The sequence below is a fragment of the Paenirhodobacter sp. genome (assembly GCF_041916475.1).
Lineage (GTDB): Bacteria > Pseudomonadota > Alphaproteobacteria > Rhodobacterales > Rhodobacteraceae > Rhodobacter.
This window is the reverse complement of record NZ_JAYRZN010000001.1, coordinates 174,738-186,701: the sequence shown is the minus strand read 5'-3', so window position 1 is coordinate 186,701 and position 11,964 is coordinate 174,738. Positions and strand designations below refer to the sequence as shown.

At 66.8% G+C, this 11,964-nt stretch carries 13 protein-coding genes and 1 tRNA gene; 6 read left to right on the top strand and 8 right to left on the bottom strand.

The genetic code is table 11. The features are described from left to right. Positions 1–330 precede the first annotated feature (330 nt). The 7 genes from ACOMG5_RS00920 to ACOMG5_RS00890 form a co-directional block, all read right to left on the bottom strand. Positions 331–405 (bottom strand) — tRNA-Lys (locus ACOMG5_RS00920). Positions 406–734: 329 nt separating this feature from the next. Then, positions 735–1,022, bottom strand: coding sequence for a hypothetical protein (locus ACOMG5_RS00915; RefSeq protein WP_420341890.1), 288 nt, complete (start codon positions 1,020–1,022; stop codon positions 735–737). A 782-nt stretch (positions 1,023–1,804) separates the two neighbouring features. Then, on the bottom strand, positions 1,805–2,401 hold the full coding sequence (locus ACOMG5_RS00910; protein ID WP_420341889.1) for a hypothetical protein: 597 nt from the start codon (positions 2,399–2,401) through the stop codon (positions 1,805–1,807). 72 nt (positions 2,402–2,473) lie between these two features. After that, positions 2,474–2,767: a hypothetical protein gene (locus ACOMG5_RS00905; RefSeq protein ID WP_420341888.1), complete on the bottom strand. Its 294-nt coding sequence runs from the start codon at positions 2,765–2,767 to the stop codon at positions 2,474–2,476. 155 nt (positions 2,768–2,922) lie between these two features. Further along, complete coding sequence (locus ACOMG5_RS00900; protein ID WP_420341887.1) at positions 2,923–3,363, bottom strand: glycine zipper family protein; 441 nt, start codon at positions 3,361–3,363, stop codon at positions 2,923–2,925. 167 nt (positions 3,364–3,530) lie between these two features. Further along, positions 3,531–4,253 (bottom strand): Bax inhibitor-1 family protein, encoded by a 723-nt coding sequence (locus ACOMG5_RS00895; RefSeq protein ID WP_420341886.1) that lies wholly within the window; start codon positions 4,251–4,253, stop codon positions 3,531–3,533. A 152-nt stretch (positions 4,254–4,405) separates the two neighbouring features. After that, positions 4,406–5,365: an NADPH:quinone oxidoreductase family protein gene (locus ACOMG5_RS00890; protein WP_420341885.1), complete on the bottom strand. Its 960-nt coding sequence runs from the start codon at positions 5,363–5,365 to the stop codon at positions 4,406–4,408. A gap of 384 nt (positions 5,366–5,749) precedes the next feature. Between ACOMG5_RS00890 and ACOMG5_RS00885 the strand changes: the two genes are divergently transcribed. From ACOMG5_RS00885 to ACOMG5_RS00875, 3 genes are all read left to right on the top strand, one after another. Continuing rightward, positions 5,750–6,109: a helix-turn-helix domain-containing protein gene (locus ACOMG5_RS00885; protein ID WP_420341884.1), complete on the top strand. Its 360-nt coding sequence runs from the start codon at positions 5,750–5,752 to the stop codon at positions 6,107–6,109. 48 nt (positions 6,110–6,157) lie between these two features. Beyond that, on the top strand, positions 6,158–6,979 hold the full coding sequence (locus ACOMG5_RS00880; protein ID WP_420341883.1) for an inositol monophosphatase family protein: 822 nt from the start codon (positions 6,158–6,160) through the stop codon (positions 6,977–6,979). Positions 6,980–7,051: 72 nt separating this feature from the next. Then, on the top strand, positions 7,052–8,404 hold the full coding sequence (locus tag ACOMG5_RS00875) for an 8-oxoguanine deaminase (protein ID WP_420341882.1): 1,353 nt from the start codon (positions 7,052–7,054) through the stop codon (positions 8,402–8,404). 10 nt (positions 8,405–8,414) lie between these two features. Here the strand turns inward: ACOMG5_RS00875 and ACOMG5_RS00870 are convergent, their stop codons facing one another. Next, positions 8,415–8,618, bottom strand: coding sequence for a SlyX family protein (locus tag ACOMG5_RS00870; protein ID WP_420341881.1), 204 nt, complete (start codon positions 8,616–8,618; stop codon positions 8,415–8,417). A gap of 77 nt (positions 8,619–8,695) precedes the next feature. Here ACOMG5_RS00870 and hisS point away from each other — a divergent pair, with 77 nt between their 5' ends. The 3 genes from hisS to hisG are packed head-to-tail and all read left to right on the top strand — an operon-like array spanning position 8,696 to position 11,960. Beyond that, positions 8,696–10,186, top strand: coding sequence for a histidine--tRNA ligase (gene hisS / locus ACOMG5_RS00865; RefSeq protein ID WP_420341880.1), 1,491 nt, complete (start codon positions 8,696–8,698; stop codon positions 10,184–10,186). Further along, complete coding sequence (locus tag ACOMG5_RS00860; protein WP_420341879.1) at positions 10,186–11,262, top strand: ATP phosphoribosyltransferase regulatory subunit; 1,077 nt, start codon at positions 10,186–10,188, stop codon at positions 11,260–11,262. The genes hisS and ACOMG5_RS00860 overlap by 1 nt, the downstream gene beginning before the upstream one ends. Then, positions 11,259–11,960 carry an ATP phosphoribosyltransferase gene (hisG, locus tag ACOMG5_RS00855; RefSeq protein ID WP_420341878.1) on the top strand — a complete coding sequence of 234 codons (702 nt, stop codon included), beginning with the start codon at positions 11,259–11,261 and terminating at the stop codon, positions 11,958–11,960. The genes ACOMG5_RS00860 and hisG overlap by 4 nt, the downstream gene beginning before the upstream one ends. Positions 11,961–11,964: the final 4 nt, after the last annotated feature.

Sequence of the window (11,964 nt, the reverse complement as noted above, 5' to 3'; positions counted from 1 at the left end):
AGGTCGCTGAGCTCCAGATCCGCATAGCCGTCATGAATGGCTACACCACGCTCGGCATACCTGTCACTGAAGTCGTGGAATAAGTCTGTCCGGGGATAGGGGAACCTCGCCTAGCAGCCGAATTGCGTAAAAGAGTCGGTTTTGCAGCAAATGCATCCGGCCGATGATGGTCAAAGGTCCCATGTTGATCACTCCGTTGCCCCCGCCGCTCTCCGCTCAGGGGGAAGGTTCACATGGCTCAATTCTTAATGAAAATTACGCGCCCAACCGCCTCAGTTCGGGGTGAAAATCAATATCTTGACGTGAAATCCTAATAAAATCGTGGAATTATGGTGAACCGGGAGGGTTTCGAACCCTCGACCCGCTGATTAAGAGTCAGCTGCTCTACCACTGAGCTACCGGTCCGGCGCCTAATTGACGAATCTGGGGCGGAGTTGCAAGCCCTGAAATGCAGTCGATACAGAAATATTTCACCTGGGCCGCGCGGAGTGCTGGCCACAAATGGCTGGTGTGGCGGTCGAAATGCTCCGAGAAATTTCTTAATATATTGAAAATATTAAGTATTTACGCGCTGACCGATCGCCATTCTTCGGGGCAGTGCATCCCGCGCAACCTGAAAATATACTACGCGGCCGAGAGTAACGGTTCTCCGGCATCATGCACCGTTGGGCGAGATCGCGGGCAGATTTATTGGGGCCTCGGGTGATGCGCAGGGCATCACCCGAGTAGGAGCTTTACATGGCTCCTTCGTTGGTGAGCGATGCGATGCCGGTCGTGCCGCCTCCGGTCACCGCGATGCAGCGCCAGGGCGCACGTTGCGGGCCGACGCCGATTGTCAGATCGGCCCCGTTCTCCACCGGCTTCCCGGTAACGAATGCGACATCGTTGTTATGCGTCACCTTGGCGACGTCGCGCAGGCAGGCCTGTTGCGCCTCGGCCGGTACGATATAGGTGACCTCCTCGGAGCCGCAGCCGCCAAGGGCGATCAGGCCGGCAAACGATATCCAAACGAAATTTTTCACCAGCAATCTCCTGCAAGCAGCATGGTGAGATGGGGTTCATGGCTGTGGGCGGCGGCCGTCCGCACGCGCGCAGCAGATGTGTGGGTGGAGCGGGGGCGTGTATGGACCCGAAGTCGAGGGGCGAGGCGCTTTCGTCGTGCCTCCCCGCTGATCCGCGCCTCGTCGAACCTTTGATGTTCGATGATCGCGGGGACGACCGATCAGCCGAACCGCAGCGGCCTGCGCGTCAGCGCGCGGGTGTCGCTGGCTGGCGGTGGGGGTCCGGCGGCGGAGCAATTGGCGAATCGTGGTGATGTCATACAGTAACTCCTCCCTCCACAAATGTCGTTTTGTCGCGACCGGTCCGAGGACGGTCGCTGTGCCGGTCATGGGCTTCGGTCCTCCTCCTGAACCTCGGCCGCCCGGTCGGGCCGCGCAGATCTGCTGCCCCGGGGTGACGGGCATCGGATCACGCGGCGTATTTTCAATATCTATGCTCAAACTGTGCGAGCGGGCCTGCATATCGATAGCCATCCGGCCGGCCCGGCCGCGTCTCATGTCTCGAAGCAAGGTCTTTCCGGGGCTTTTGGGCCCGAAAGACCGCCTCCGTCTGAGGCTGTGACGCGGGGCTGAAGCCCGCCGTCATGCGCCTCCGGGCGTTTCGGCCTGCCATCGGTTGCTATCGCCCCGATGGAGCAAGGCGTCCGTGCACCCCTCCCAGCTCCTGTATAACACAGATTTTCCGAAAACATCAGCCGCCGCAGCGGCTCCGGGCTCGGTTCCCTGATACCGCGGGGGTCGCCTCAGGACATCGCCTGCCACAGGGCCGCGAGCCAGCCCAGGGAGTGCAGGCCCACAAGGGCCGGACCGTAGCGCCGATTCAGGCGCCGGGCGCTGTCGGCGCGCTGATGGCGGGCCATGCGGTGCGCCAGAAGCGACAGCAGAAGGATCAGGAGGATTTCGCTGAAGGTCAGCAGCGAAAGCTGATCGACGAGGCCGAAGGTGGCATCGAAGCCGATCGTATCCTCCAGCCGATATCTGTTGAACACGGCCGCAAACAGGGAGCCGGTCGTCATCCCGACCCTGGTTCCCAGCTCGCTGACGGGGATCAGCAACACCAGGCCGCTGAGCAGGAAGGAAACGAAATAGCCCAGGAATTTTTCGATCAGGAGTGGCGAGCGGCTGCGCTCCACATCGATCAGGACAGAGAGCCGCGAAAAGCTGGTGCCCGTCGCGCGGTGGCCGAACCCGGTCGCGTAGCTGTGCCGGGAGGGTGCGAGGGACAGGCCGGTGATCGACCAGCCCGGCAGACTGACGAAATCGGCAATCGCCGAATCCGCGATATCGGGCGTTAGCAGGATTTCCGTATCCGGATCGGTGGCCTCGATGGTCAGCTGCAACGCTTGCCGGTCGAACGGATAGTCGCGCAGGTCGAAATCGTGATCGACGATGGCCTCAAAGCTGTAGGACTGCTATCGGCCGCCTTCGGGCATGGGGGTGCCGGAAAAGGGGGTGAGGGTCACGGACCGGCCGAATAGTTTCAGCCCCGGCATGGTATCGCCAGAGCCCGGCGGGAGGACCAGCCAAAGATAGCCGGCGATGCGGAAACTGCCGTTGCTGGGCGAAATGCCCGAGAGCGAGGAGATAAATACACCGAGCCGGAACGACTGAGGCGCCGGGTCCTGCGCCGCCGCCCGTGTTGCAGGCCACATCATGGCGCCGAGGATGAGGCTGGTCAGCAGGAGCCGGGCAAGGAACGGGCGCATCGAAAGTCTCCGGGCAGATTGCGGCATCCAACCAGATCTGGCCTGTTCCTGTCCAGTGCAGGCACTGGGTGTTCTCACGAAAACGGCCCGCCGCGGCGGGGCGGCGGGCGCACTCGTGAACGGTGACAGAAAACTCGTTACGACAGAACCAATGCTCAGCCGCGGCCGAAATCCGTCAGCAGGGTATAACCGCGCCCGGTCATGCAGCGGTCGACGACGCGGCGGGGCCCGTAGGTGACCATGTCGTGGCCGTAGTCCCCGGATCCTGCGCCGACCACGGCCCCGGTCGCGGCGCCGGTGGCGATCATGTCGCCCTGATTGACGCTGCGGGTGCCGACGGCCGCCCCGAGGAGCGCCCCGGCGACCAGCCCGCCGACGAGGCGCTGCCCGGCCTCTTTCTGCTGGCGCTGTTTGTAGTCCGCCTCGACCTGCAGCGCGATGGAGCGGCATTCCTCCAGATCGCGCTCGAATTTCGCAGGCTTCACCTTCGCCGGGTCGACTGCCGGGCGATATTCCTGAAGCGGCTGCACGGGTTCGCAGGCGGCCACGGCCATGGCCGTGGCCAGAAGGGCGAGGGTCAGCTGAATGCGGGTCATTGTAAAATTCATCCTCTTCAATCTCTTCCTGTAGGAGAAGACAGGATGTCTATGGTCGGCCCGAGGCCGAATGATGACCATTCCGGGGCAGGGCCTCGCGGCGCCCCGAGGCTAATGAAAAAGGCGCCCACCGCAAGGCGGACGCCGTATCTGCGCTCGGGGCGGGATCACTCGCGGCGATCGCCCATGAATTGCAGCAGGAACATGAACAGGTTCAGGAAGTCGAGGTAGAGCTGAAGCGCGCCCATGATCGCCGCCTTGCCGAGAAAATCATGCTCGGTCGCGGCCAGCTGCAGGTAGGTGTTCTTGATGTTCTGGGTGTCATAGGCGGTCAGGCCCGCGAAGATCAGCACGCCGATCACCGAGATCGCGAATTGCAGCGCGCTCGAGGCGATGAAAATGTTCAGGATCGAAGCCACGACGAGCCCGATCACACCCATCATCAGGAACGAGCCCACCGGCCCCAGATCGCGCTTGGTGGTATAGCCATAAAGCGACAGGCCGGCGAAGGCGATGGCGGTAACGAGGAAGGTCTGCGCGATCGAAATGCCGGTATAGGCGGCGAAGATGAAGCTGATCGACAGGCCCATCAGCGCCGAATAGCCCAGGAACACCATCTGCGCGGTGGCGGTCGACATCCGGTTCAGCATCGCCGAGAAGGCGAAGACCACCGCCAGCGGCGCCAGCATCACAACCCATTTCAGGCCCGATCCCCAGATCGCCGCGATCAGCTGCGGGTTGGAGCCCACGCCCCAGGCCACCGCCCCGGTGATCACCATGGCTAGCGACATCAGGCCATAGACCTTGTTCATATATGCCCGCAGACCCTCGTCGATCTGCGTCGCGCGCGAAGTCGTGGAGCCGGCGCGCATCGTATTGAAATCAGGCATTGGTTTCTCCCTCGGGTCTTGCGCGGCCGCACTGCCGCCGGTTTTCCGACACGATATTGGAAAGCCGGCCCCCGAATTCAAGCGCGGTGCCCGGAAAAAATACGACGAAAATCCACGGATATAGTGAAATTCCCGCGATCAGGGCCCCGCGATCAGGGCATGGTGACGACGATCTTGCCGGTAGAGCGGCGCGCGCGCAACATGTCCAGCGCCTCGGCCGCCTGCGCGAGGGGGAAGCTCGCGGAGACATGCGGGTGCAGGCCGCCCTCGGCGAACCAGCCGAACAGCTCGGCCATCGAGGCGCGCAGAAGCCCGGGATCCAGCGTCAGGTATCCGCCCCAATAGAGGCCATGGATCTCGATGTTCTTCACCAGCGCATGGTTGAGCGGCAGCACCGGAAGGCTGCCCGCGGCAAAGCCGATGACGAGAAACCGCCCCGCAGGCCGCAGCGCGCGGAACGCGGCCTCGCCCGCCGCGCCACCGATCGCATCATAGACCACATCGACCCCGCCCGCCGCGCGCAAGGCGCCGCGCAGGTCCGGGGTTTCGCTGTCGATCACGATGTCGGCCCCGGCCGCGCGGGCGATCTCGAGCTTCTCCGCGCCGCGGGCGAGCGCGATGACCCGCGCGCCGATCTTGTGGCCGATCTCCACCGCCGTCAGCCCGACGCCGCCCGCCGCGCCCAGCACGGCGAGCGTCTCGCCGGGGCGCAGCCGCGCGCGGTGCACGAGCGCCACATGCGACGTCCCATAAGCGATCTGGAAGGCCGCGGCCTGGGTTGCACTCATGCTCGCGGGCAGGGGCGTGCAGCGCTCCTCGGGGAACACGCCCGCCTCGGCGAGGCCCCCCTGTCCGGCAAAGACCGCGACCCGGGTGCCCGGCGCGATCTGCGTGCCACTCCCCGCCGCGGTCACCATCCCGGCCGCCTCCATCCCCATGACGAAGGGCGTGGGCGGCGTGTCCTGATATTTGCCGTCGATCATCAGCAGATCGGCAAAGTTCAGCCCACAGGCTTCGATGCGGACGGCGAGCTCGCCCGGGCCGGGGGCGGGCAGGGGAAGGTCCACAAGGCCGGGGGCGGTTCCGGTCCGGCTCAGCTGGAAGGCGCGCATGGGGGTCTCTCTGCTGGTTTGGGCCGGAGCCTACCGGCTGCGGCTGTGCCGGGCCAGCCAGAACTGATTCGAAACCGGCGAATCAGGCCGAAAGTCGCAGCCGCAGCTCCCGGCGGGCCTCCGTCGCCGCACCACCTCTGCGGCGGGACCGTTTCCGGAAACGAATTTCGACCGGGGAAGTTCCGTGGGATTTGGATCAATTTTGAACGAAATCACTCTGAAAAGTGATCGTAAACATATACCGATTTTAAGGCTTTCTTCTGTTTTTGCATCATTTGCCTCCCGCTTGCGGTCTGTTCATGCAATCTTTGCGCGAATTCGCAGGGCCTGTTGTGCTAACAATAATCTGCGGAAGTTCGCTTACGAGTATTTGGGATAGGTTTCATGGCACACCCTGTTGACGTTCATGTTGGCAAACGCATTCGTCACCGCCGCTGGATGACCGGCATCACGCAGCAACAGCTGGCCGACCGGGTCGGAATCAAGTTCCAGCAGATCCAGAAATACGAGACCGGGATGAACCGGGTGTCTGCGTCCCGGCTGTGGGATATCGCCGATGCGCTCGGGGTCGCGGTGGCGTTCTTCTTCGAAGGGTTCAGCGAGGAGGCGGAAATCGTGGAAGCCGCGCCCGACCTGATGAGCGACAAGGAAGCGCTGGCGCTGGTGCGCTCCTATTATGCCATTCCGGAGGCGCAGCGCCGGCGTCTGTTCGAGCTGGCCAAGGTGCTCTCCGAGGCTGCTTGACCCTTCGCCGGGGCGCGGCTACCGATCGGGCAGGACCTGGAGTTTGGCATGACCCTTTCCCTCGATCCCGCGCAGGCCGCGGATCTTCTGGCTGTGGCCGAGGCACTGGCCGAGGCCGCCCGCACTGAGACGCTGCTCCATTTCCGCGCCGATGGCGGCCTCGCGGCGGAGAACAAGCTCGCCACGGGCTTCGATCCGGTGACCATCGCAGACCGCGCGGCCGAGCATGCCATGCGCGGGATCCTGGCCCGGCTGCGGCCGCAGGATGGCATCTGGGGCGAGGAATACGGGGTCCAGCGCGGCGAAAGCGGCCTGACCTGGGTGCTGGACCCGGTCGATGGCACCCGCAGCTACATGTCCGGCACGCCGACCTGGGGGGTGCTGATCGCCCTGTCGGAGGAGCGGCCGGAGGGCCCGGGGCAGCCGCTTCTGGGCATCATCGACCAGCCCTTCATCGGCGAGCGTTTCATCGGCGGCGCGGGTGTGGCGCGCGTCACCGGCCCGATGGGCACCCATGCGCTGAAGGCGCGCGGGCCGCGGGCGCTCTCGGAGGCGACGATCTTCACCACCTATCCGGAGGTGGGCCAGCCTGCCGAAGGCGCGGCCTTCGCGCGGCTTTCGGCGCAATGCCGGCTGACCCGCTATGGCACGGATTGCTACGCCTATGCGCTGGTGGCCGCCGGGCAGATCGACCTCGTGGTCGAAGCCGGGCTGCAGCCCTATGATGTCGGCGCCCCGATCGCGGTGATCGAGGCCGCAGGCGGTATCGTGACAAACTGGCAAGGCGGCCCGGCCTGGGGCGGCGGCCAGGTCATCGCCGCCGCGAACCCCGAAATCCATGCCGCGGCGCTCGCGGTGCTGAACGCCTGATCCTCGCGGCTTCCGAGTCCTTTCCCCTTCTGTCGGGCGCCCGCATAGTTCCTCCGAAGGGGTGGAGGATGCATGACCACGCCTGTCCCGCATGAAACCCTGATCCGCGGCGCCGATGTCGTGGTGACGATGGATGCCACCCGGCGCGAGCTGAAGGGCGCCGATGTGCTGCTGCGCGATCACCGGATCGCGGCGGTGGGCCCGGGGCTTAGCACCATTGGAAGCGTGATCGACGCCACCGGCTGCGTCGTCACCCCGGGATTGGTGAACACGCACCACCACCTGTACCAGACCCTCACCCGCGCAGTCCCGGGCGGGCAGGATGCGCTTCTGTTCGGCTGGCTGAGGACGCTCTATCCGATCTGGGCGCGGATGGGGCCGCAGGAAATCCGGGTCTCCGCGCTGACCGGGCTTGCGGAGCTGGCGCTCTCGGGTTGCACGCTCAGCTCGGATCACCTCTATATGTATCCGAACGGCGCGCGGCTGGAGGACACGATCGAGGCCGCGGCAGAAATCGGCCTGCGCTTCCACCCGACGCGGGGCGCCATGTCCATCGGCCAGTCCCAGGGCGGGCTGCCGCTCGACAGCCTGGTGGAGCGCGAAGCCGATATCCTGAACGACTGCATCCGGGTGATCGACGCCTTCCACGACCCGCGCCCGGGCGCGATGGTGCGGGTGGGCGTGGCGCCCTGTTCGCCGTTTTCGGTCAGCCGCGGGCTGATGCGCGACGCGGCGGTTCTTGCGCGCGACAAGGGCGTGATGCTGCACACCCATCTGGCCGAGAATGACGAGGATATCGCCTATTCGCTGGCGCAGTTTGGCTGCCGCCCCGGCCAATATGCCGAAGATCTGGGCTGGACGGGCGCCGATGTGTGGCATGCGCATTGCGTGAAGCTGGATGCCGCGGAAATCGGCCTGTTCGCCCGCTCGCAGACGGGCGTGGCCCATTGCCCCTGTTCGAATTGCCGCCTCGGTTCCGGTATCGCGCCGGTGCGCGCGATGCGCGACGCCGGGGTGAAGGTGGCTCTCGGGGTGGATGGCTCTGCCTCCAACGACGCGGGCAACCTGATCGCTGAGGCGCGGATGGCGCTGCTGCTGCAGCGGGTGCAGAACGGCGCCGATGCGATGAGCGCGCGCGAGATGCTGGAGATTGCGACGCTGGGGGGCGCGCAGGTTCTGGGCCGGGACGACTGCGGGGCGATTGCGCCCGGTATGTGCGCCGATCTGGCGATCTGGGATGTCTCGGGGCTGGAGGCGGCGGGCGCCTGGGATCCGGTCGCGGCGCTGCTGCTCTCGGGGCCTGCCCGGGTGCGCGATCTGTTCGTGAATGGCCGCGGCGTGGTGCGCGGCGGGCGGCTCACCAGCATCGAGCTGCCGCGCGTGATCGAGACCCAGAACCGGCTGGCCCGCGCGCTGGCCGGCTGACCCGCGCCGCCTACCAGTGCGGCGGCTTCTGGTCCGCCAGCGGGATCTGCCCGCCGGCATCGAATTCGCGGTCGGCCTCGCGCTCCATCAGCAGCCCGACCATGCGGCCGAGCCGGTCGATCTCGCGCGTTTGCCGCGCCAGCACGTCCGACAGCTCCTCGACCGCCTTGGCCATGAAGGCCAGCTGTTCTTCCATGCGCTCGATCCGGTCCATGTTTCCCTGCCTCCGGTGCTTGCCGCGCGGCACCCCATCCGCTACACCCTCGCGCGAGAAACGATCGGGTGCAAGCCATGTCCAGCGAGAAGAAGCCGCGCCGTCCGCGCGCGGAGACGCCGAAGGGGTTTCGCGATTATTTCGGCGCGGAGGTGACTGAGCGCGCGGAAATGCTTGCGAGCATCGCCGAGGTGTACCGCGCGCATGGCTTCGATCCGCTGGAGACCAGCGCGGTCGAGACCGTGGAGGCGCTCGGCAAGTTCCTGCCCGATGTGGACCGCCCGAACGAAGGCGTGTTCGCCTGGCAGGACGAGGGCGGAGACTGGCTCGCGCTGCGCTACGATATGACGGCGCCGCTCGCCCGCGTGGCCGCGCAGTTCCGCAACGACCTGCCCAGCCCCTACCGGCGCTATACCATGGGCCCGGTCTGGCGCAACGAGAAGCCCGGCCCGGGGCGGTTCCGCCAGTTCTATCAATGCGATGCCGATACCGTGGGCGCGCCTTCGGTGGCGGCGGATGCGGAAATCTGCGGCATGCTGTCGGATGCGCTGGAGGCCGTGGGCATCCCGCGCGGCGATTATGTGGTGCGGGTGAACAACCGCAAGGTGCTGAACGGGGTGATGGAGGTCGCGGGCGTGCTCGATCCCTCGGATCCGGAGCGCTTCGCGCAGGAGCGTGGCATCGTGCTGCGCGCGATCGACAAGTTCGACAAGTTCGGCGAGGCGGGTGTGCGCGCGCTGATGGGCGCGGGACGGCTGGACGCATCGGGCGATTTCACCAAGGGCGCGGGGCTTTCGGCGGAGCAGGCCGATGTGGTCATGGGCTTCATGGCCGCGCGGCGCGAGAGCGGGGCGGCCACTGTCGCGCGGCTGCGCGAGCTGGTGCGCGGCTCGGCGCTCGGCGCCGCGGGGGTGGATGAGCTGGAGCTGATCGCATCGCTCCTCGATGGGCAGGGCTATGGCGCCGACCGGATCGTGATCGACCCGTCTGTGGTGCGCGGTCTCGGCTATTATACCGGCCCGGTGTTCGAGGCCGAGCTGACCTTCGAGATCTTCGACGAGAAGGGCCGGAAGCGGTCTTTTGGCTCCGTCGCGGGCGGCGGGCGCTATGATGATCTGGTGAAGCGCTTCACCGGGCAGGAAGTCCCGGCCACCGGTGTGTCCATCGGGGTGGACCGGCTGCTTTCGGCGCTGCGCGCCAAGGGCCGGATCGGCGCCCCGGCGCAGGGGCCGGTGGTGGTCACGGTGATGGACCGCGACCGGATGGGGGATTACCTCGCGATGGCGGCGGAGCTGCGCCGCGCGGGCATCCGCGCCGAGGTCTATCTCGGCAATCCGAAGAACTTCGGTAACCAGCTCAAATACGCCGACAAGCGCGCGAGCCCGGTCGCCATCATCCAGGGCACGGATGAGGCCGCCCGCGGCGTGGTACAGATCAAGGATCTGGTGCTCGGTGCGAAGATCGCGGCGGAGGCGAGCCTCGAGGAATGGAAAAACCAGCCCGCGCAGGTGGAAGTGCCGCGGGATGCGATGGTGCAGAGCGTGCGCCGCATGCTGGGGCTGGGCTGATGGCCACGAAAGCGCGCGCCCGCGAGGCAGGCGAACGGCTCCTCGGCGCCTTCCTGCGCGCGGGGGCCGCGGAGGTCACGCCGGATCTGCTGCAGCCGGCCGACAGGCTGCTCGATCTCTATGGAGAGGACATTCGCGCCCGCGCCTACGTCACCTCCGATCCGCTGCGCGGCGAGATGATGCTGCGCCCGGATTTCACCGTGCCGGTGGTGGAAGCGCATATGGCCGAGGGCGCCGAGCCCGCGCGCTATTGCTATATGGGCGAGGTGTTCCGCCGGCAGGATCATCGCGGCGCGGCCCGGGCCAATGAATATCTGCAGGCCGGCTATGAGGTGTTTGACCGCACCGACCCCGATACCGCGGACGCGGAAGTGTTCGCGCTGTTCGCCCGGCTGCTCGCGCATCTGCGGCTGACGGCGACGGTGGGCGATATCGGCATCCTGCGCGCGGCCGTGGCCGGGATCGACACGATCGCCCCGCGCAAGGCGGCGCTCGCGCGCCATATCTGGCGCCCGCGGCGGTTCCATGCGCTGATGACCCGCTATGCCGGGCTCGCGCCGGTGCCCGCGCCGCGCGCGGCGCTTCTGGCAGGGGCGGCGGAAGGCGGTGGCGCACCCTGGATCGGCCAGCGCACGCCCGAGGAAATGCAGGCCCGGATCGAGGTCTTGCGCATGGATGCCGAAGCCGCGCCGATCCCGGCCGATGTGGTGGCGCAGTTCGATGCGCTGTTCGCGCTGGCCTGCCCGGCGGATCAGGCGCCGCAGCGGCTCGCGGCTCTGGGCATTCCCGCGCTCAGCCCCGCCATCGCCCGGCTGGAGCGGCGCCTCGCGGCGATGGCCGCGCGCAGCATCGACACCTCGGCGCTGGTCTTCGAGGCGAGCCACGGCCGCAGCTCCATGGAATATTACGACGGTTTCGTCTTTACCTTCTCCGCGCAGGATCCGGCGCTGCCGCCGGTGGCCTCGGGCGGGCGCTACGACGCGCTGACGCGGGTTCTGGGCGGTGGGCGAGAGATCCCGGCCGTGGGCGGCGTGATCCGCCCCGGCATCGTCGCCGATATGGAGGCCCGCGGATGATCAAGCTCGGGGTGCCCTCCAAGGGCCGTCTGATGGAAAAGACCTTCGACTGGTTCGCCGCGCGCGGCGTGACCTTGCGCCGGACCGGATCGGAGCGCGAATATGCCGGCGCGGTGGAAGGGGCGGAGGGGGTGGAGCTGGTGCTGCTCTCGGCCGGAGAAATCCCGCGCGAGCTGGCGGCGGGGCGCATTCACCTCGGCGTCACCGGCTCCGATCTCGTGCGCGACAAGCTGGCAGACTGGCAGGGGCTGGTGGCGGAGCTGGCGCCGATGGGCTTTGGCCATGCCGATCTGATCATCGCCGTGCCTGCCTGCTGGCAGGATGTGGACACGCTGGAAGACCTGGACGCCGCCGCCCACGCCTTTCGCGAGGCGCATGGCCACCGCCTGCGGATTGCCACCAAATACCACCGGCTCGTGCGCGAGTTCCTGACCCGCGAGGGCGTGGCGGACTGGCAGCTCATCGATAGCCAGGGCGCCACCGAGGGCACGGTGAAGAACCTAACCGCCGAGGCCATCGCCGATATCACCTCTTCGGGCGAGACACTGCGCGCGAACCACCTGAAGATCCTCTCCGACGGGCTGGTCCATCAGAGCCAGGCGACGCTGTTTGCCGCGCGCACGGCGGATTGGGGCGCGCATCAGGCGGATATGGCGCAGCTGGCGGCGCAGCTGCGGGTGGCGCTACCGGCGCTCTGACCCG